17 protein-coding genes and 1 tRNA gene are annotated in these 18,786 nt (G+C 68.2%); 14 read left to right on the top strand and 4 right to left on the bottom strand.

The window, feature by feature from the left end; all coding sequences use genetic code 11:
• The first annotated feature begins 16 nt into the window (after positions 1-16).
• The 8 genes from hfq to ACQ859_RS24000 all read left to right on the top strand — a co-directional run bounded on the left by hfq (position 17) and on the right by ACQ859_RS24000 (position 7,464).
• Positions 17-259, top strand: a complete 243-nt coding sequence (gene hfq / locus ACQ859_RS24035) for an RNA chaperone Hfq (protein WP_067275532.1) — start codon at positions 17-19, stop codon at positions 257-259.
• A 65-nt stretch (positions 260-324) separates the two neighbouring features.
• Positions 325-1,611: a GTPase HflX gene (hflX, locus tag ACQ859_RS24030; protein ID WP_431263092.1), complete on the top strand. Its 1,287-nt coding sequence runs from the start codon at positions 325-327 to the stop codon at positions 1,609-1,611.
• Between the two features lie 53 nt (positions 1,612-1,664).
• The gene (gene hflK, locus ACQ859_RS24025; protein ID WP_431263091.1) at positions 1,665-2,942 is read left to right on the top strand and encodes an FtsH protease activity modulator HflK; all 1,278 of its coding nucleotides are present in this window, start codon (positions 1,665-1,667) and stop codon (positions 2,940-2,942) included.
• Between the two features lie 19 nt (positions 2,943-2,961).
• A complete protein-coding gene (gene hflC / locus ACQ859_RS24020; RefSeq protein WP_431263090.1) occupies positions 2,962-3,861 on the top strand; it encodes a protease modulator HflC in 900 nt (299 codons plus the stop codon).
• A gap of 89 nt (positions 3,862-3,950) precedes the next feature.
• On the top strand, positions 3,951-4,136 hold the full coding sequence (locus tag ACQ859_RS24015; protein ID WP_431261303.1) for a DUF2065 domain-containing protein: 186 nt from the start codon (positions 3,951-3,953) through the stop codon (positions 4,134-4,136).
• Positions 4,137-4,316: 180 nt separating this feature from the next.
• A complete protein-coding gene (locus ACQ859_RS24010; protein WP_431263089.1) occupies positions 4,317-5,480 on the top strand; it encodes an ATP phosphoribosyltransferase regulatory subunit in 1,164 nt (387 codons plus the stop codon).
• A 52-nt stretch (positions 5,481-5,532) separates the two neighbouring features.
• Positions 5,533-6,870 (top strand): adenylosuccinate synthase, encoded by a 1,338-nt coding sequence (locus ACQ859_RS24005; protein ID WP_431266641.1) that lies wholly within the window; start codon positions 5,533-5,535, stop codon positions 6,868-6,870.
• A gap of 72 nt (positions 6,871-6,942) precedes the next feature.
• Entirely contained in the window at positions 6,943-7,464 is a 522-nt protein-coding gene (locus ACQ859_RS24000) for a phosphoribosyltransferase (RefSeq protein ID WP_067275520.1), read from the top strand.
• A 206-nt stretch (positions 7,465-7,670) separates the two neighbouring features.
• Here ACQ859_RS24000 and ACQ859_RS23995 read toward each other — a convergent pair.
• A tRNA-Leu gene (locus ACQ859_RS23995) sits at positions 7,671-7,755 on the bottom strand.
• 171 nt (positions 7,756-7,926) lie between these two features.
• Here ACQ859_RS23995 and rnr point away from each other — a divergent pair.
• Positions 7,927-10,356 carry a ribonuclease R gene (gene rnr, locus ACQ859_RS23990; RefSeq protein WP_431263088.1) on the top strand — a complete coding sequence of 810 codons (2,430 nt, stop codon included), beginning with the start codon at positions 7,927-7,929 and terminating at the stop codon, positions 10,354-10,356.
• A 104-nt stretch (positions 10,357-10,460) separates the two neighbouring features.
• On the opposite strand, the gene ACQ859_RS23985 is transcribed toward rnr, so the two are convergent.
• Genes ACQ859_RS23985 through ACQ859_RS23975 form a run of 3 tightly spaced genes read right to left on the bottom strand, consistent with a single transcriptional unit; the run spans position 10,461 to position 14,639 of the window.
• Entirely contained in the window at positions 10,461-12,008 is a 1,548-nt protein-coding gene (locus tag ACQ859_RS23985) for an NAD(P)H-hydrate dehydratase (RefSeq protein WP_431263087.1), read from the bottom strand.
• Between the two features lie 41 nt (positions 12,009-12,049).
• Positions 12,050-13,255 (bottom strand): FAD-dependent oxidoreductase, encoded by a 1,206-nt coding sequence (locus ACQ859_RS23980; protein WP_431263086.1) that lies wholly within the window; start codon positions 13,253-13,255, stop codon positions 12,050-12,052.
• A gap of 1 nt (position 13,256) precedes the next feature.
• Positions 13,257-14,639: an amidase gene (locus ACQ859_RS23975; protein WP_431263085.1), complete on the bottom strand. Its 1,383-nt coding sequence runs from the start codon at positions 14,637-14,639 to the stop codon at positions 13,257-13,259.
• A 199-nt stretch (positions 14,640-14,838) separates the two neighbouring features.
• Between ACQ859_RS23975 and rpsB the strand changes: the two genes are divergently transcribed.
• The 5 genes from rpsB to uppS all read left to right on the top strand — a co-directional run bounded on the left by rpsB (position 14,839) and on the right by uppS (position 18,786).
• A complete protein-coding gene (gene rpsB, locus ACQ859_RS23970) occupies positions 14,839-15,585 on the top strand; it encodes a 30S ribosomal protein S2 (protein WP_331614126.1) in 747 nt (248 codons plus the stop codon).
• 130 nt (positions 15,586-15,715) lie between these two features.
• Positions 15,716-16,612, top strand: a complete 897-nt coding sequence (tsf, locus tag ACQ859_RS23965; RefSeq protein WP_088403596.1) for a translation elongation factor Ts — start codon at positions 15,716-15,718, stop codon at positions 16,610-16,612.
• A 107-nt stretch (positions 16,613-16,719) separates the two neighbouring features.
• Positions 16,720-17,430, top strand: coding sequence for a UMP kinase (gene pyrH, locus ACQ859_RS23960; protein ID WP_431263084.1), 711 nt, complete (start codon positions 16,720-16,722; stop codon positions 17,428-17,430).
• A gap of 50 nt (positions 17,431-17,480) precedes the next feature.
• Entirely contained in the window at positions 17,481-18,041 is a 561-nt protein-coding gene (frr, locus tag ACQ859_RS23955) for a ribosome recycling factor (RefSeq protein WP_421037958.1), read from the top strand.
• Between the two features lie 13 nt (positions 18,042-18,054).
• The gene (uppS, locus tag ACQ859_RS23950; protein ID WP_431263083.1) at positions 18,055-18,786 is read left to right on the top strand and encodes a polyprenyl diphosphate synthase; all 732 of its coding nucleotides are present in this window, start codon (positions 18,055-18,057) and stop codon (positions 18,784-18,786) included.

Raw genomic sequence — 18,786 nt, 5'->3', positions numbered from 1 at the left:
CAACACGGAGAATATCGTGAGCAACAAAGGACAACTCTTGCAAGACCCTTTCCTGAACCTGCTGCGCAAGGAGCATGTTCCTGTGAGCATCTACCTCGTGAACGGCATCAAGTTGCAAGGCCATATCGAGTCCTTTGACCAGTACGTGGTGCTGCTGCGCAATACGGTGACGCAGATGGTCTACAAGCACGCCATCTCGACGGTGGTCCCGGGCCGTGCGGTGAACTTCCACACCGGCGAGAGCAACGACGCCAGCTGAAGCTGATTGACCACACAAGACCCCACCCATTCGACGCCGCCCCCGAGGCGGCGCGCGCCATTCTGGTGGGGGTCGATCTGGGCCGCGGCGAGGCCTTCGACCCCACCCTCGACGAACTCGCGCTGCTGGCCGAATCGGCCGGTGACACCCCGGTCGCCCGGGTCTTCGCCAAGCGCAAGGCGCCCGACGCGGCGCTGTTCATCGGCTCCGGCAAGGCCGACGAGATCAAGCTGATGGTGCAGGCGCTCGGCGCCCACACCGTGCTGTTCGACCAGGCCATCTCCCCCGCCCAGCAACGCAACCTGGAACGCCACCTCGGCGTGCCCGTGGCCGACCGCACCGCGCTGATCCTGGAGATCTTCGCGGCCCGCGCCCAGAGCTTCGAGGGCAAGCTGCAGGTGGAACTCGCGCGGCTGCAGTACCTCTCCACGCGCCTGGTGCGCCGCTGGAGCCATCTGGAGCGTCAGAGCGGCGGCATCGGCATGCGCGGCGGCCCCGGCGAGCGCCAGATCGAGCTGGACCGCCGGATGATCGACGACCGCATCAAGTCGATCAAGGAGCGCCTCAAGAAGGTCCAGAAGCAGCGTGCCACGCAGCGCCGCGCCCGCGCGCGCAACGGCGTGTTCCGCGTCTCGCTGGTGGGCTACACCAACGCCGGCAAGAGCACGCTGTTCAATGCGCTGACCAAGGCGAAGGCCTACGCCGCCAACCAGCTCTTCGCCACGCTCGACACGACCACCCGTTCGCTCTACCTCGAAGAGGCGGGCACCAGCGTCTCGCTGTCCGACACGGTGGGCTTCATCCGCGACCTGCCGCACAAGCTGGTGGAGGCGTTCAAGGCGACGTTGCAGGAGGCGGCCGACGCCGACCTGCTGCTGCACGTGGTCGACGCCGCCAGTCCGGTGCTGGCCGAGCAGATGGAGGAGGTGGAGCGGGTGCTCGCCGAGATCGGCGCGCAGCACATCCCGCAGATCCTCGTCTACAACAAGCTCGACCTGCTCGAGGACAACCAGCGTCCGCGCCAGCTGCAGGACTGGCTGACGCGCGTCGGCGGCGAGCACGGCGGCCAACGTCTGCCGCGGATCTTCGTCAGTGCGGTGAAGGGCGAGGGCCTCGATGAGCTGCGCAGCATGATCGCGTCGCTGATGCAGGCCGCGCCGGTGCCCGAATACGCGGGACAGGACCTGGAGTCCGCGAGCGAGGGTGGCATGGCGGATGCCGGCGAACCCGAAGCGGCGGAGGGCGCCGATGTCGACGGCGCCGATGACGCCGACGATGGCGACTTGAACCCTCAAGACCTGCCCCAAGATCGGTCGGACCCGCAGGATCATCCGCAGGGACGCACAGGCTGAGGCCGTCCGCCGATGCCCGATACTTGCAACAAGACTTCCTCATCAGGATGCGTATGAATCAAGACGATCGCATGTCCGTCGCCGGTGGCGGACGTGACCCGCGGGGTGGAGCCGGCAGCCTGCGCCGCCGGCTGGGGCTCTGGATGAGCAATGGCCGCAATGAAGGCCCGCCCGACCTGGACGAGCTGTGGCGCGATTTCAATCGCAAGCTGTCGCGCCTGTTCGGCGGCCGCGGCGGCAATGACGGCAACGGCCCGTCGGGCAACGGCGGCGGCAGCCAGCCGCCCGACATGCGCGGCGCCGGCATCGGCGTGGCGCTGGTGATCGGCGTGGTGCTGCTCGGCTGGCTGGCCAGCGGCGTGTTCATCGTCCAGGAAGGCCAGCGCGGCGTGATCACCTCGTTCGGCAAGTACAGCCGCACGGTGGACGCCGGCATCCAGTACCGCCTGCCGTATCCGTTCCAGGCGCACGAGGTCGTCTCGTTCACGCAGCTGCAGACGGTGGAGATCGGCCGCAACTCGGTCGGACAGGCCACGGGCCTGCGCGACTCGTCGATGCTGACGCAGGACGAGAACATCATCGACGTCCGCTTCACCGTGCAGTACCGGTTGAAGGATGCGCGCGACTACCTGTTCGAGAACTTCAATACCGACGAGGCCGTCAGCCAGGCGTCCGAATCCGCCGTGCGCGAGATCGTCGGCCGCAGCAACACCGACGCGGTGCTCTACGAGCAGCGCGACGCGATCGCCAACGACCTGGTGAAGTCGATCCAGACGCAGCTCGACCGGCTCAAGACCGGCATCGAGGTGGTCAACGTCAACCTCAGCAGCGTGCAGCCGCCCGAGCAGGTGCAGGCCGCCTTCGACGACGCGTTCCGCGCGACCGCCGACCGCGAGCGCCTGAAGAACGAGGGCGAGGCCTACGCCAACGACGTGATCCCGCGCGCCCAGGGTCAGGCAGCCCGTCTGCGCGAGGATGCCGAGGCCTACCGCGCCCGCGTCGTCTCGTTCGCCGACGGTGACGCGCAGCGTTTCAAGTCGGTGCTGGCCGAGTACCAGAAGGCGCCGGCGGTCACGCGCGACCGCCTCTACATCGACACGATGCAGCAGGTCTATTCGCGGGTCACCAAGGTGATGGTGGACGCCAAGAGCGGTTCCAACCTGCTGTACCTGCCGCTGGACAAGCTCATGCAGCAGACCTCGGGCACGGTCACGACGACGACGCCGACGCCGGTGCTGCCCACCGAGACGACACCGACCGGTCCGTCGTCCCTGAGTACCGATCCGCGGTCGCGCGACGCCATGCGCAGTCGCGATCGCGACGGCCGTTGATCGAGGGGAGCCCACAACAATGAATCGCATCGTCTCCGTCGTCGTCGGTCTGCTGATCCTCTTCATGATCGCCAGCTCGACGCTGTTCGTCGTCGACCAGCGCCAGTTCGCGGTCGTCTATTCGCTGGGTGAGATCAAGGAAGTGATCACCGAGCCCGGCCTGAAGTTCAAGCTGCCCCCGCCGCTGCAGAACGTGGTCTTCCTGGACCGCAGAGTGCAGACGCTGGACGCGGCCGACCCGCGCCCGATCTTCACCGCCGAGAAGAAGAGCCTGGTCATCGACTGGCTGGTGAAGTGGCGCATCGTCGATTCGCGCCAGTACATCCGCAACAGCGGCACGCAGCTGCGCAGCCTGGAAACGCGCCTCAGCCCGATCGTGCAGAACGCGCTGAACGAGGAAGTCACCAAGCGCACCGTGCGAGCGGTCCTGGCCACCGAGCGCGAGAAGGTCATGCAGGACGTGCGCAAGCGTCTCGAGGAAGAAGCCAAGCAGTTCGGCATCGAGATCGTCGACGTGCGCGTCAAGCGCGTGGACTTCGCGGCCAACATCACCGAGGCGGTCTACAACCGGATGAAGTCGGAACGCGCCCGCGTCGCCAACGAGCTGCGCTCCACCGGTGCGGCCGAGGGCGAGAAGATCAAGGCCGACGCCGACAAGCAGCGCGAAGTCATCACCGCAGAGGCTTACCGCGACGCGCAGAAGATCATGGGTGAGGGCGACGCCAAGGCGTCGGTCCTGTACTCGGAAGCCTTCGGCCGCGACCCGCAGTTCGCCCAGTTCTACCGCTCGCTGGATGCCTACCAGCGCTCGTTCAAGAACAAGGGCGACGTGATGGTGCTCGATCCGGGCAGCCCGTTCTTCAACGCGATGCGCAACGGCGGCCCTGGCGCCCCGGCGGGTCCGGCACCGAAGAAGTGAACCCGGGACGGGCCGGGCGACGCGGCCTCCGCGTCCACTGGCCCGCGTCATCAGGCTGACCGGCGGCAGCCGGGGAGGGCGGCCTCATCATGGGTGGCGACAAGTGGCTGGCAGCGCTGGCGCTGCTGCTGATCATGGAAGGGCTGATGCCCTTCCTGAACCCCGGCGCCTGGCGTCAGCTCTTCGCGAAGCTGTTGGCGATGAGCGACGGCCAGTTGCGATTCCTCGGTCTCGCGAGTCTGGTCTGCGGCGGCGTGCTGTTGATGTTGCTCTGAGCGCCGCGGCGCCGTGCGAGGCGCTGGGCCGCACGAGGGCAGGATGGGCTGAGCAGCCTGTCACGAAGCCTCGCTGAATCGTTGGCGAACCCGCGCCGGACCCCTTCCTGAGGGGCTCGGCGGTCGAGCGGCGTCCCGACCCCGGTACAATGCCGTTTTTAACCCCCTCCCTGAACGTCCATGGCCTCTGCTTGGCTGCTGCCCGAGCACATTGCTGACGTCCTCCCCTCCCAGGCTCGCCGCATCGAAGAACTTCGACGCGAATTGCTGGACATGGCGCGGACCTACGGTTGCGAGCTGGTGATGCCTCCGATGTTGGAGCATCTCGACTCGCTGCTTTCCGGCACCGGTCAGGCGCTGGATCTCAAGACCTTCAAGCTCGTCGACCAGCTTTCCGGGCGCAGCCTCGGCCTGCGTGCGGACACGACGCCCCAGGTCGCGCGCATCGATGCCCACCTGCTGAACCGCGCCGGCGTGACCCGCCTGTGCTACTGCGGTCCGGTGCTGCACACGCGCGCCGAGGGGTTGACCGCGACGCGGGAGCCGCTGCAGTTCGGTGTCGAGATCTACGGTCATGCCGGACTCGAAGCCGATCTGGAAGCGCAGGAACTCGCCATCGACGCGATGCAGCGTGCCGGTGTGCGGCGTCTGGTGCTGGACCTGGGCGACGCGCGCCTGGTGCGCGGCGTGCTCGGCGATCACGCGCTGGGCGAGGACCGCCTGAATGCGCTGGTGGCCGCGATGGCCGCCAAGGACGCGGCCGGCGTGGCCGCCTTCTCGAACGAATTGCCGGATGACGTCGTCGCCGCGCTGCAGACCCTGCTGCGCCTGTACGGCGGCGTCGAGGTGCTGGCCGACGCGCGCAAGGCGCTGCCGGTCAACGCGCTGGTCACGGCCGCGCTGGACGACCTCGAGTGGCTGATCCGCCACCTGGGCGCGGCGTATCCCGACGTGCGCATCGGCGTCGACCTCGCGGACCTGCCGGGCTTCGGTTACTACAGCGGCGTGCGCTTCGCGCTGTACGCGGAGGGCGGCAGCGATGCGGTCCTGCGCGGCGGCCGCTACGACGAGGTCGGCGCGGTCTTCGGCCGGCGGCGTCCCGCCGTCGGTTTCAGCCTGGACCTGAAGACGCTGGTGGGCCTGATCCCCGCCACGTCGCTGCGGGCCGCGGTGCGCGCCCCGTGGGGCGAGGATCCCGACCTGCGCGCGGCGGTCCGCCGTCTGCGGGAGCAGGGCGAGACCGTGGTCTGCGTCCTGCCGGGCCACGAGCAAGAGAACGACGAATTCGAATGTGACCGCGAGCTGGTGCAGTCCGGCGGTCAGTGGGTGCTGCGATCGCTGTGAGCGACGCGATTCGCCCCTCCACCCTCAACCTCCAAATCATCGGATGAACGACATGCAAAGCAGTGAGATCGCGCGCGGGCGCAATGTGGTGGTCGTCGGCACCCAATGGGGCGACGAAGGCAAGGGCAAGGTCGTCGACTGGCTGACGCCCCACGCGCAAGGCGTGGTGCGTTTCCAGGGCGGCCACAACGCCGGCCACACGCTGGTCATCAAGGGTGTGAAGACGGCGCTGCAGCTGATCCCGTCGGGCATCATGCGCGACGGCGTCGCCTGCTACATCGGCAACGGCGTGGTGCTGGACCCGACCCATCTGCTGTCGGAGATCGAGCGACTGGAGAAGGCCGGCGTCGAGGTGCGTTCGCGCCTGTACATCAGCGAGTCCTGCCCGCTGATCATGCCCTTCCACGTCGAGGTCGACCGCGCCCGCGAAGCGCTGCGCGAAAGCAGCGGCAGCGGCAAGATCGGCACGACCGGCAAGGGCATCGGCCCGGCCTATGAGGACAAGGTCGCCCGCCGCGCGCTGCGCGTGCAGGACCTGAAGCACCCGGACCGCTTCGCGAAGAAGCTCAAGGAACTGATCGACCTGCACAACGCCGCGCTGACCGGTTACCTGAATTCGAAGGCGCTGGAGTTCCAGCCGATCTTCGACCACGCGATGTCGCTGGCCGACCAGATCAAGCCGATGATGGCCGACGTCGGCTACATGCTGCACAAGGCACATCAGGCGGGTCAGAACATCCTGTTCGAAGGCGCGCAAGGCACGCTGCTGGACATCGACCACGGCACCTACCCGTACGTGACCTCGAGCAACTGCGTGGCCGGCAACGCCGCCGCGGGCGCCGGCGTAGGGCCGCAGATGCTGCATTACATGCTGGGCATCACGAAGGCCTACGCGACGCGCGTGGGCTCGGGTCCGTTCCCGACGGAGCTGGACTGGGAAACCCCGGGCACCGTGGGTCACCACCTGTCGACGGTCGGCCAGGAGCGCGGCACGGTGACCGGTCGCGCCCGCCGCTGCGGCTGGATCGATGCCGCCGCGCTGAAGCGCTCGATCATCATCAACGGCATCTCCGGTCTGTGCCTGACCAAGCTGGATGTGCTGGACGGCTTGGCCGAGATCAACATCTGCGTGGGCTACGAGCTCGATGGCAAGCAGATCGACATCCTGCCGCTGGACGCGGACGAGATCGTCGCCTGCAAGCCGGTCTACGAAGTCTTCCCCGGCTGGACCGAATCGACCTTCGGCATCACCGAGTGGGACAAGCTGCCGGCCAATGCGCGTTCCTATCTGAAGCGCGTGGAAGAGGTGATCGGCGCGCCGATCGCCATGGTGTCCACCGGTCCGGACCGCGATCACACCATCCTGCTGCAGCATCCGTTCCAGGGTTGAGCGACCGCTCGCGCCCTGTCGTTTCCCGTCTTATCCAGACCTGACCCCATCCATCGCTGAGGAGCCTCCCCCATGTTGACCGACGACGGCAAACATCTGTACGTGTCGTGGGATGAATACCACCTGTTGATCGAACGCCTCGCGCTGAAGGTGCATGCCTCCGGCTGGGAGTTCGACCAGATCCTGTGCCTGGCCCGCGGCGGGATGCGTCCCGGCGACGTGCTGTCGCGGGTGTTCGACAAGCCGCTGGGCATCATGTCGACCAGCTCGTACCGCGCGGAAGCGGGCACGATCCAGGGTCGTCTGGACATCGCCAAGTACATCACCATGCCCAAGGGCGAGCTGGCCGGTCGCGTGCTGCTGGTGGATGATTTGGCGGATTCGGGCGTGACCTTGAAGGCGGTGGTGGAGCGGCTGCGCGGCATGCCGTCGATCAGCGAGCTGCGTTCGGCCGTGATCTGGACGAAGAGTGTGTCGGAATACACCCCGGACTACTACGTCGAGATGCTGGAAACCAGCCCGTGGATCCATCAGCCGTTCGAAGACTACGACGCGCTGCGACCGGATGCGCTGGCGAAGAAGTTCGCGATCTGATGAGGAAAGGGCTGACGACTGTCAGCCCTTTTTATTTGCGCGCGCGGGAAGCTCGCTGCCTCCGCAGGAGAGGACTCGGTCACGCAAGCGCGACCCCGGTTGGGACCGCAGGTCCCAACCATTCGAGTCCTCCCGTGATGTCCCCCGGACATCACTTCCTGGGCGTCAGAATGAGAAAAGCCGGCTCATGGCCGGCTTTTCGAATATGGTGCCCAGGAGAGGACTCGAACCTCCACGGAGTTACCCGCTAGTACCTGAAACTAGTGCGTCTACCAATTCCGCCACCTGGGCAAGGTCAGAAGCCTGCTTCTCGCGAAACCCAGCTCAAGTCACTTCTTGAAGTATTCTTGAGCCTCGGTTTCTCGAAACACAGAAATGCTTCTGCGTTTCAGGAAAGACAAGGATTCTACTATCAAAAACTTCAAGAATGCAAGCCCCCAGAGCGCTCAATCCGCTCAGCTGATGGGGGAGATCGAAGGCACGGTGCAGGGTCACCGCGACGGGCACGGTTTCCTGATGCCCGACGATGGTCAACCGGACGTTTATCTGTCCTCGCAGGAGATGCACGCCGTCATGCACGGCGACCGCCTGCGGGTGCGCATCGTGCGCCACGACAAGCGCAACCGTCCCGAAGGCCGCGTGCTCGAGATCCTCGAACGCCGCAAGAAGCCGATCATCGGCCGCCTGCTGCTCGAGTCCGGCATCTGGCTCGTCGCCCCTGAAGACAAGCGCTACGGCCAGGACATCCTGGTCCCGAAGAACGCGATCGCCAACGCGACCGCGGGGCAGATCGTGGCCGTCGAGCTGACCGAGCCGCCGTCGCTGTATTCGCAGCCCGTCGGCCGCGTGACCGAGGTGCTGGGCGAGATCGACGACCCCGGCATGGAGATCGAGATCGCCGTGCGCAAGTACGAGGTCCCGCATGCCTTCAGCGCCGACACGCTGGCGCAGGCCTCGAAGCTGCCCGACAAGGTCCGCGCGGTCGACATGAAGCACCGCATCGACCTGCGCGACGTCGCGCTGGTGACGATCGACGGCGAGGACGCCCGCGACTTCGACGACGCCGTCTACTGCGAGCCGCACAAGCAGGGGCGGGGCAAGACCGCGTTCCAGGGCTGGCGGCTGCTGGTCGCGATCGCCGACGTCAGCCACTACGTGAAGCCCGGCGAGGCGCTCGATCGCGACGCCTACGAGCGCGCGACCTCGGTCTACTTCCCCAGACGCGTCATCCCGATGCTGCCGGAGAAGCTGTCCAACGGCCTGTGCTCGCTGAACCCCGAGCAGGACCGCCTGTCCATGGTCTGCGACATGCTGGTCAGCGAGTCTGGCGAGGTGCACGCCTACCAGTTCTATCCGGCGGTCATCAATTCGCATGCGCGCTTCACCTACACCGAGGTGGCGGCGATCCTCGGCAACACGCATGGTCCGGAGGCGCACAAGCGCAAGACGCTGGTGCCGCACCTGCTGCACCTGCACGAGGTCTACCGCGCGCTGCTGTCCCAACGCGCGAAGCGCGGTGCGATCGACTTCGAGACCACCGAGACCCAGATCGTCTGCGACGACAACGGCCGCATCGAGAAGATCGTGCCGCGCACCCGCAACGAGGCGCACCGCCTGATCGAGGAGGCGATGCTCGCCGCCAACGTCTGCGCGGCGGACTTCATCGCGGGCGGCAAGCATGCGTCGCTGTACCGCGTCCACGAAGGCCCGACGCCCGAGAAGCGCACCACGCTGCAGGCCTACTTGCGCGCACTGGGCATCGGCATGGGCATCAGCGACGATCCGTCCCCGGGCGAATACCAGGCGATCGCTCAGGCGACCAAGGACCGCCCCGACGCGCAGCAGATCCACACGATGCTGCTGCGCTCGATGCAGCAGGCGATCTACACGCCGGCCAACGAGGGTCACTTCGGCCTCGCGTACCAGGCCTACACGCACTTCACCAGCCCGATCCGGCGTTATCCGGACCTGCTGGTGCACCGCGTGATCAAGGCGCTGCTCGCGACGAAGAAGTACGCGCTCGACGCGCACAAGATGACGGCCGCGAACCCGATGCCCAAGCGGCCGGGCAAGCCGGCGTCGAAGGCGCCGAGCCCGGCGTCCGCGTCGACCGAGGCGGAACGCTGGGAAGTCGTCGGCGCGCATTGCAGCGCCAACGAGCGCCGCGCCGACGAGGCCTCGCGCGACGTCGAGGCCTGGCTGAAGTGCCGCTTCATGCGCGATCACCTGGGCGAGGAATTCGCCGGCACGGTGAGCGCGGTGACGAGCTTCGGCCTGTTCGTGCAACTGGACGCGCTGTATGTCGAAGGCCTGATCCACATCACCGAACTGGGCGGCGAGTACTTCCGTTTCGACGAGGTCCGCCAGGAGTTGCGCGGCGAGCGCACCGGCATCCGCTACGCCACCGGCGCGCGCGTGCAGGTGCAGGTGAGCCGTGTCGACCTGGACGGTCGCAAGATCGATTTCCGGATGGTGCGGGACGGGGACGAGCAGCGCCTGCTGCGCGGTGCCCATCGCGACAAGTTCGGCGATCGCCGTGGCGGCGACGGCAAGGGGCCGGCGAGGAAGCAGGACAAGCGGGCCGAGCAGCGCGCGCGTCGCGAAGCCGCCGCGGCGCCTGCCGCGACGGTCGAGCCGATGCCGCAGCCGCAGCCCGATCCGCCGACGGCGGTCGACGCGCTCGAACGCATCGAACAGGCCGACCGCGTGCTGAAGGCCGAGCGCCGCAAGTCGGAGCGCGCGACGAAGGGGCTTCCACGCATCCGGTCAAGGCGGTCAAGCGCACGGCGCGCAGCGCGGCGAAGTCCGTCGCGGCGAAGGGCAGCGGCGCGCCCGCGGCCAAGACGACGCGGCGCAAGCGCGGCGCGTGAGCGGCGCATGAGTGTGGCCTGACGGGCCTCGATCGCCCTGTCGATCGAGGCTCCGACGGGGCTCGTTGAAGGAGGGTCTGGTCATGCCAGGCCCTTCGTGTTTCTGGCGAATGCGCTTGCCGGCGTTCAGGCGGAAGGGGCGTGCAGCGCGGCCATCGCGTCGATCAAGTCTGCGGCGAGCAGCGGTCCGGCATGGCCCTCGGCGGCCGCGCCGTGCCAGGCTGCGGCCGTGCAGGCGAGGTCGTGCGGCGCGATGCCTGGCGATTGCGCCCAGAGTCCACCGATCCAGCCGGCGAGCACATCGCCGGTGCCCGCGGTCGCCAGCGCCGATGAACCGGTGCTGTTGACCGACAGTCGCCGCTCCGGTGTGGCCACGACACTGCCGGAGCCCTTGAGCACGACGGTGGCCGAGAAGCGCCTCGCCAGCTGCGTCGCGGCGTCGAGGCGATCGGCCTGCACGTCCGCCGCGGAGGGCAGGCCCAGGAGTCGGGCGGCTTCCAGCGGATGCGGCGTGAGGATCGTGGGCCAGCCGTGCGCGGCGCGGCGGCGCAGCGCGTGCTGCAGTGTCTCGTCGGCGGCCACCAGGTTCAAGGCGTCGGCATCGAGCACGACGCGTGTCGCGCCGTGCAGCACGGTGGACAGCGCCGGCGCGATCGCCGTGCCGCCGCCGCATCCGCACACCGCGACGATGTCCCGCCAGGTGTCCGGCGACGCGCTCCAGCGCGTTGCATCCCAATGCATCAGCTCCGGCCGGGCCGGCCAGGGTTGGCCGTCGTCGTCAGGCAGCGCCGCATACACGCGACCCGAGCCGGCGGCCAGGGCGGAGGTCGCGGCCAGCCACGCGGCGCCGCGCATCGTCGGTGCGCCGCCCAGGACGACGACGTCGCCGTTGCGGCCCTTGTGGCTCGATGCGGAGCGGGCGGATGCACGCTGCCACTGCGCGATTCGTCCGGCGCCGAAGAGCAGGGCGGGGTGGTTGATGCCATCGCTGAGTTCGCTGTCATCGCCGAGGTCGTCGACCGAGGTGCCGAGATCATCGAACCAGACGCGTCCTGCGAGCGCCCGGCCTTCTCCGGTGAACAGCCCGGTCTTCAGCGTCAGGAAGGTCAAGGTGTGATGGGCGCGGACGACGTCGGCGCCCAGCGCCCGGCCGGTGCGCACGTCCAGGCCGCTGGGGACGTCGACGGCCAGCACCGTGGCGCCGGCGTCGCGTCGCAGGTCGATGGCCTGCATGGCCGAAGCGAACGCGCCTTCGGGGGCGCGGCTGGCGCCGAGGCCGAGCAGGGCGTCGATGACGAGGTCGGTCGAGCGAGGCAACGGCTGTGCATCGGCATGCAGGCGCAGGCCGGCTCGCCGGGCGGCGCCGAGCGCGTGCGCGGCATCGCTGCCCGGCTGGGGGCCGGCGCCGATCAGGAGCACGTCCACCGTCCATCCGCGGGCCGCCAGGTGGCGGGCCGCGATGAGGCCGTCCCCGCCATTGTTGCCGGGGCCGGCGAACACGGTGGCATGCCGGCCGAATGGCTGCAGCGCCAGGGCGAGGCGGGCGACCGACAGTCCGGCGCGCTCGATCAGCGTGTGCGGCGGATGCTGAGACAGTGCGGCCGACTCGATGCGACGGCTCGACGGCGCGTCATGCAGGGGGCGATCGTGGAACGTGGGCAGGACCGGCAGCATGCCGCCGACTCTATCCCGGTCTCAGCTTTCCTGGTCTCGGTTCACTTGAGCCGTCCCGGCTCCAGCAGCGCGGCGTCGATGCCGGGATCCTTCTTCGCGAGCCGCGCCGCGAGCAGTTGCGCGGCGGCGCCGGCCATGGTCCAGCCGTGCTCGCCATGGCCGATGTTCAGCCACACGCCGGGCAGGCCGGATTCGCCGATCAGCGGCAGCTCGTCAGGCAGCAGCAGGCGCGAGGTCTTCCAGCGCTGCTGACCGCCGGCCAGCAGCGCGCCCGGGAACCAGTCATGCGCCGCCTGGTGCAGCGTTCCCATCGACTGGCCGTCCGGCTGTGCCGACGCGCCGCCGAGTTCGTTCGCGCCGCCGACGCGCACGCGCTGGCCGAGACGCGTCAGGCTCACGCCCAGGCTCATGTCGATGACGGTCGCACGGGGCCCCAGGTCCGGATGCGCCTCCAGCATGCGCAGCGGCGCGGTCAGCGTGTGCGTGTGGACCGTGCCCCAAGGCAGTTTCAGGCCTTGTGCGGCGAGCAGCGGCGCGGCGCCCTTGCCGGCGCAGACGAGCACCGCGTCTACGCGCAGGGGCTCGCGTGCCGCCACATGGACGGCCGGCTGGCTGCCCGGCTCGATGCGCAGGACGTCGGTGTTGAAGTTCCACTGGACGCCGAGCCGCTGGGCCTCCAGCTTCAGCGCCTGGCTGAACTGGCGCGCATTGGCCGCTTCGTCCTGCGACAGCACGATGCCGCCATGCAGGCCGGTTTCGCCGTTGAGCCCGGGCTCCTGTGCGCGGCAACCGTCGGCGTCGAGCTCGCGATGCGGCACCTGCCGCTCCTGCAGCCGGGCCAGCAGCGGCGCCGCGGCCTTGTAGTCCTTGGCGGTCCGCCACAGCAGCAGCACGCCGGCTTCGCGTTCGACCTCCATCTTCAGCTCGCGCCGCCACACCGCCATCACGGCCTGCCCTCGCAACGCGAGCGCATGCAGCGATTCCGGCAGGGCCTGCATGCCGCGTGTCCGGCCGGCGCGCCAGTGCGCGAACTTCCAGCCGAGCTGGCCGGGCTTGCCGCGCCAGGTCAGCGGCGTGTCCGGCCGTGCGGCCATCAGGCCCGGCGCGATCAGCCCCGGCGGCGCGAAGCTCGCGCCGGTGGCGACGCTGGTGTCGCGTTCGAAGACATGGACCTCGTGGCCCTGCAGAGCGAGTTCGTAGGCGCTGGTCACGCCGGCCAGGCCGGCGCCGATGATGGCGACCCGCATCTCAGCGGATCCCCGTGGCTGGGGCCGCCGGCGCCGCCAGCGCTGCCAGCGCTGCCTCGACGCGCGACGCCGCGCCAAGCACCGCACGATCGTGCATCGCGGGTGCCCACAGCATCAGGCCGACCGGCAGCTCGCCGGGGTGCTCGCTCGGGATCGAGATCGCGCAGCCGTCGAGCAGGTTCACGACGGCGGTGTTGCGCAGCAGGCGCGCGTTGGTGGCGAAAAACAGGTCGTCGCTGGACAGCAAGGGGGCGATCTCCGGGGCTTGGAGGGGAACGGTGGGGCTGAGGAAGACGTCGATGCCGGACATCTCCGCCGTCATGTCGTCGATCCAGCGCCGGCGGGCATCGAGCAGCGCCTGGTAGGTCGCGGCACGGATGGCTTCGCCGCGGCGGATGCGCATCGCGACGCGCGGGTCGTAATGGTCGCCGCGTTCGGCGAGGCGCGCATGGTGCCATGCCCAGGCCTCGGCGGCGGTGATGCCGCCCTGCGTTTGCAGTTCCGCCACACGGGGCAGGGCGGGCAGCGCGCGTTCCTCGATGCGGGCGCCGGCGGCGCGCAGGGTGGCAAGTGCGCGCTCGAACGCGGCGGCCACGGCGGGCTCGAGTTCGTCCTGCATGAAGGTCGGCGTGATCGCGAAGCGCCATGCCGACAAGGGGCGTTCGTCCAGTTCGACAGGAGCGCCGCTCAGCACCGCGTGCAACAGCGCCGCGTCCCGCACCGAGCGCGTGATCGCGCCAGCGGTGTCCAGCGAGGGCGACAGCGGCACGCAGCCCTCGAGCGGCACCAGCCGCGCCGTGCTCTTGAAGCCGACCAGTCCCTGCAGCGCGGCTGGGATGCGCAGCGAGCCACCGGTGTCAGAACCGAGCGCCGCCCATGCGGCGCCGGTCGCGACGCTGACCGCGCCGCCGGAGGTCGATCCGCCGGGAATGCGTGCCAGGCCGTCGATGGCAGGTGTCACCGGATTCCGGGGCGTGCCGTGATGAGGATTGATGCCGACGCCGGAGAACGCGAACTCGCTGAGGTTGGTATGGCCGATCAGCGCGGCGCCCGCGGCGCGCAACCGGGAGACGGCGGGGGCGTCGCTCGTGGCGGCAGGCGCATCGTCCATCGCGGCGGAGGCGGCGGTCGTCGGGTGTCCGGCGACGTCGAACAGGTCCTTGACGGACACCGCCAGCCCGCCGAGCGCCGGACGGGGCTCGCCGCGTGCGGCCGCGGCATCCGAAGCCTCGGCGGCCGCACGGGCGGACTCGTCGAAGCGGCGCAGGAACACGTGCTCGCAGGCGGCGTCGTCGGCGCGCGCCAGGCTTTCAGACAGCAGGGTGCGCGCCGATTGCCGGCCCAGGCGCAGAGAGGCGAGCGCCTCGGTCAGGTCGATCGGCATGCAAAAACGGGTTATACTCGTTGGGTTTTTCCCGGATAAGCCAGCCGTTGGGGCCGGAGTCCGGTGGAGAACGCGGTCGATGAACGGTTCAAGCTGTCCATCCATCGCAAATTCGCGAGTCCGGCTAATCGAGGTGTTGCAACGTCTTTCAGACGTCGCAATTCGTGCCGGATTCTAGAACCAACCTTCGGAGTTACTTATGTCCGTCACGATGCGTGAGATGCTGGAAGCCGGCGTCCATTTCGGTCACCAAACCCGCTTCTGGAATCCCAAGATGGCCCCGTATATCTACGGCCATCGCAACAAGATCCACATCATCAACCTCGAGAAGACGCTGCCCGCGTTCGAGGAAGCCCTGAAGTTCGTGCGCCAGCTGTCCGCCAAGCGCGGCACGATCCTGATGGTCGGCACCAAGCGCCAGGCCCGCGACATCGTCGCCGCCGAAGCTGAGCGCGCCGGCGTCCCGAGCGTCAACCAGCGTTGGCTGGGCGGCACGCTGACCAACTTCAAGACGGTCAAGACCTCGCTGAAGCGCCTGAAGGACATGCAGGCCCAGATCGACGCCGGCACCCAGCCCGCGATCAAGAAGGAAGCCCTGATGTTCGCCCGCGACATCAACAAGCTCGAGAAGAACATCGGCGGCATCCAGGACATGGCCGCGCTGCCGGACGCCCTGTTCGTCATCGACGTCGGCTACCACAAGATCGCCATCCTGGAAGCCAAGAAGCTGGGCATCCCGGTCATCGGCGTCGTGGACACCAACCACTCGCCGGTCGGCATCGACTACGTCATCCCGGGCAACGACGACTCGGCCAAGGCTGTCGCCCTGTACGCCAAGGCTGTCGCCGACGCCGTGCTGGAAGGCCGCGCCAACTCGTCGAACGAAGTCGTCACGGCCGTCGCCGCTGAAGGCGACGAATTCGTCGAAGTGAACGAAGGCGCCTGATCCAGGCCCTGACCCTCGACGGGTTCTGACAAGGGGGCTGATTCAGCCCCCTTCGTCCAAGTAAAGTCCAAGCAGATTCAGATTTTCAGCGGTGCCGGAGCGTTCCGGGCCGCGATACACGGAGATTGAAATGGCAGCAATTACCGCAAGCATGGTCGCCGAGCTGCGCGCCCGCACCGACTCCCCGATGATGGAGTGCAAGAAGGCGCTGACCGAAGCCGACGGCGACATGACCCGCGCCGAAGAGATCCTGCGCGTCAAGCTGGGCAGCAAGGCCGGCAAGGCCGCCTCGCGCGTCACCGCCGAAGGCGTCGTCGCCGCGGCCGTGAAGGGCAGCGCCGGCGCGCTGATCGAAGTCAACTGCGAAACCGACTTCGTCTCCAAGAACGACGCCTTCCTGGCCTTCGTGAACGCGCTGGCCGGCCTGATCGTCGACAGCAACCCCGCCGACATCGCCGCCCTGTCCGCCCTGCCGCTGTCGCAGGAAGGCTTCGGCCCGACGGTCGAGGACGTGCGCGCCGGCCTGATCGGCAAGATCGGCGAGAACATGACGATCCGCCGCTTCAAGCGCTATGAAGGCGCCAAGCTGGCCTCGTACCTGCACGGCACCCGCATCGGCGTGATGGTCGAGTTCGACGGCGACGAAGTCGCCGCCAAGGACGTCGCCATGCACGTCGCCGCGATGAAGCCGGCCGCGCTGTCGTCCGCCGAAGTCCCGGCCGAGCTGGTCGAGAAGGAACGCAAGATCGCCGCCGAGAAGGCCGCCGAGTCCGGCAAGCCGGCCGAGATCGTCGCCAAGATGGTCGAAGGCTCGGTGCAGAAGTTCCTGAAGGAAGTCTCGCTGCAGGACCAGGTCTTCGTGAAGGCCGCCGACGGCAAGCAGACCGTCGCCCAGATGCTCAAGGACAAGGCCACGACGGTGAAGTCGTTCACCCTGTACGTGGTGGGCGAAGGCATCGAGAAGAAGGTCGACGACTTCGCTGCCGAAGTGGCTGCCCAGGTGGCGGCTGCAAGCAAGCAGCAATAAGCGTCACGACTCAAAAAGGGCGCCTCTGGCGCCCTTTACACTTGTGCGCTTGCGCATGCAGGCGCACGCACGACACTCCCTCCATCGGCTGTACTGACGAGGTAACAATGCCCGCCCACAAACGCATCCTGCTCAAGCTTTCCGGTGAAGCCCTGATGGGCGACGACTCCTACGGCATCAACCGCGCAACGATCGTGCGCATGGTCCAAGAGATCCAGGAAGTGACGAAGCTCGGCGTCGAGGTCGCGGTCGTCATCGGCGGCGGCAACATCTTCCGCGGCGTGGCGGGCGGCGCGGTCGGCATGGACCGCGCGACGGCCGACTACATGGGCATGCTGGCCACGGTGATGAACTCGCTGGCCCTGGCCGACACGATGCGCCAGGAAGGCATGACCGCGCGCGTCATGTCGGCCATCGCGATCGAGCAGGTCGTCGAGCCCTACGTGCGTCCCAAGGCGCTGCAGTACCTGGAAGAGGGCAAGGTCGTCGTCTTCGCCGCCGGCACCGGCAACCCCTTCTTCACGACCGACACGGCCGCCGCGCTGCGCGGTGCCGAGATCGGCGCCGAGATCGTGCTGAAGGCGACCAAGGTCGACGGCGTCTACAGCGCCGACCCGAAGAAGGACCCGACGGCCACGCGCTACTCGCGCATCAGCTTCGACGAGGCCATCGGCAAGAACCTGCAGGTGCTGGACGCGACCGCGTTCGCGCTGTGCCGCGACCAGAAGCTGCCGATCAAGGTGTTCTCGATCTTCAAGCCGGGCGCGCTGAAGCGCGTCGTGATGGGCGAGGACGAGGGCACGCTGGTGCACGTCTGAACGGGCTGGCGCGTTAGAGAGCACGCCGCCCCCTGATCGAGGAAAAGAACATGAGCATCGCCGACATCAAGAAGAACGTCGAAGCCAAGATGGCCAAGTCCGTCGAGGCGTTCAAGAACGAGCTGCAGAAGATCCGCACCGGCCGCGCCCATCCGGGCCTGCTGGACCAGGTGCACGTGGACTACTACGGCTCGATGGTCCCCATCTCCCAGGTGGCCAACGTCACGCTGCTGGACGCCCGCACGGTCAGCGTGCAGCCCTGGGAAAAGGGCATGAGCCAGAAGATCGAGAAGGCCATCCGCGAGTCGGACCTCGGCCTGAACCCGTCGTCCATGGGCGACCTGATCCGCGTGCCGATGCCGCCGCTGTCGGAAGAGCGCCGCCGCGACCTGGTCAAGGTCTCCAAGGGGGCTGCCGAGGATGCCAAGGTCGCCGTGCGCAACCTGCGCCGCGACGCCAACGAGCAGGCGAAGAAGATGGCCAAGGACAAGGTCATCACCGAGGACGACGAGCGCCGCAGCCAGGACGAAGTCCAGAAGCTGACCGACCGCGTCGTGTCCGACATCGACAAGCTGCTCTCGGCCAAGGAAGCCGAGATCATGGCCGTCTGATCGTCGCATCCTCGTGAGCGCCGACAGCAAGGCGGGAGTGCCCCGCCATGTGGCCATCGTCATGGATGGCAACGGTCGTTGGGCGAAGAAGCGTTTCCTCCCGCGCTTCTTCGGCCACAAGCAGGGCGTCGACGCCCTGGTGCGGGTGGTCCAGGCCTGCATCGATCGCGAGATCGAGTACCTCACCGTCTTCGCCTTCTCCAGCGAGAACTGGAAACGTCCCAGCGACGAGGTGTCCGGCCTGATGGGCCTGGTGCTGGCGGCGGTGTCGCGCTACCTGGCCCGCATGGGCGCGATGGGCGTGCGCATCCGCATCGTCGGCGACCGCGAGGCGGTCTCCGACAAGCTGCGCGCCGCCTGGGCCGAGGCCGAAGGCTCCACCGCCCACAATTCCAAGCTGACGCTGAACGTCGCCTTCAACTACGGCGGCCGCTGGGACATCGTCCAGGCCTGCCGCAAGGCGATGGAGGCGGGCGTGCCGCCTGCCGAACTGACCGAGGCCCGGCTGTCCGAGTTCATGGCGATGAGCTATGCGCCGGATCCGGATCTCTTCATCCGCACCGGCGGCGAGCTGCGCATCAGCAACTTCATGCTGTGGCAGACCGCGTACACCGAGTTCGTGTTCTCCGACTGCCTGTGGCCCGAGTTCGGCGAGGCGCAACTGGACGAGGCGATCGCCGCGTTCCGGTCGCGCGACCGCCGCTTCGGCGGGGTCAACGTTCCGGGCGTCGCCCAGGAGGCTTGA

Origin of the sequence: Roseateles chitinivorans (assembly GCF_050632235.1) — a bacterium.
In the GTDB taxonomy this organism is placed as follows: Bacteria; Pseudomonadota; Gammaproteobacteria; order Burkholderiales; family Burkholderiaceae_C; genus Roseateles; species Roseateles chitinivorans_A.
The sequence above is the reverse complement of the archived record's forward strand: the minus strand, read 5'-3'. Positions and strand labels throughout refer to the sequence as shown.

Excerpts from the sequence above, each read along its gene's own strand:
- ACQ859_RS23980 (WP_431263086.1), bottom strand. The coding sequence starts at position 13,255 with ATGCGGGTCGCCATCATCGGCGCCGGCCTGGCCGGCGTGACCAGCGCC.
- ACQ859_RS23985 (WP_431263087.1), bottom strand. The coding sequence starts at position 12,008 with ATGCTGCCGGTCCTGCCCACGTTCCACGATCGCCCCCTGCATGACGCG.
- rpsB (WP_331614126.1), top strand. The coding sequence starts at position 14,839 with ATGTCCGTCACGATGCGTGAGATGCTGGAAGCCGGCGTCCATTTCGGT.
- rnr (WP_431263088.1), top strand. The coding sequence starts at position 7,927 with ATGGGGGAGATCGAAGGCACGGTGCAGGGTCACCGCGACGGGCACGGT.
- ACQ859_RS24000 (WP_067275520.1), top strand. The coding sequence starts at position 6,943 with ATGTTGACCGACGACGGCAAACATCTGTACGTGTCGTGGGATGAATAC.
- pyrH (WP_431263084.1), top strand. The coding sequence starts at position 16,720 with ATGCCCGCCCACAAACGCATCCTGCTCAAGCTTTCCGGTGAAGCCCTG.
- hflK (WP_431263091.1), top strand. The coding sequence starts at position 1,665 with ATGAATCAAGACGATCGCATGTCCGTCGCCGGTGGCGGACGTGACCCG.
- ACQ859_RS24005 (WP_431266641.1), top strand. The coding sequence starts at position 5,533 with ATGCAAAGCAGTGAGATCGCGCGCGGGCGCAATGTGGTGGTCGTCGGC.
- hflC (WP_431263090.1), top strand. The coding sequence starts at position 2,962 with ATGAATCGCATCGTCTCCGTCGTCGTCGGTCTGCTGATCCTCTTCATG.
- tsf (WP_088403596.1), top strand. The coding sequence starts at position 15,716 with ATGGCAGCAATTACCGCAAGCATGGTCGCCGAGCTGCGCGCCCGCACC.
- ACQ859_RS24010 (WP_431263089.1), top strand. The coding sequence starts at position 4,317 with ATGGCCTCTGCTTGGCTGCTGCCCGAGCACATTGCTGACGTCCTCCCC.
- ACQ859_RS23975 (WP_431263085.1), bottom strand. The coding sequence starts at position 14,639 with ATGCCGATCGACCTGACCGAGGCGCTCGCCTCTCTGCGCCTGGGCCGG.
- ACQ859_RS24015 (WP_431261303.1), top strand. The coding sequence starts at position 3,951 with ATGGGTGGCGACAAGTGGCTGGCAGCGCTGGCGCTGCTGCTGATCATG.
- frr (WP_421037958.1), top strand. The coding sequence starts at position 17,481 with ATGAGCATCGCCGACATCAAGAAGAACGTCGAAGCCAAGATGGCCAAG.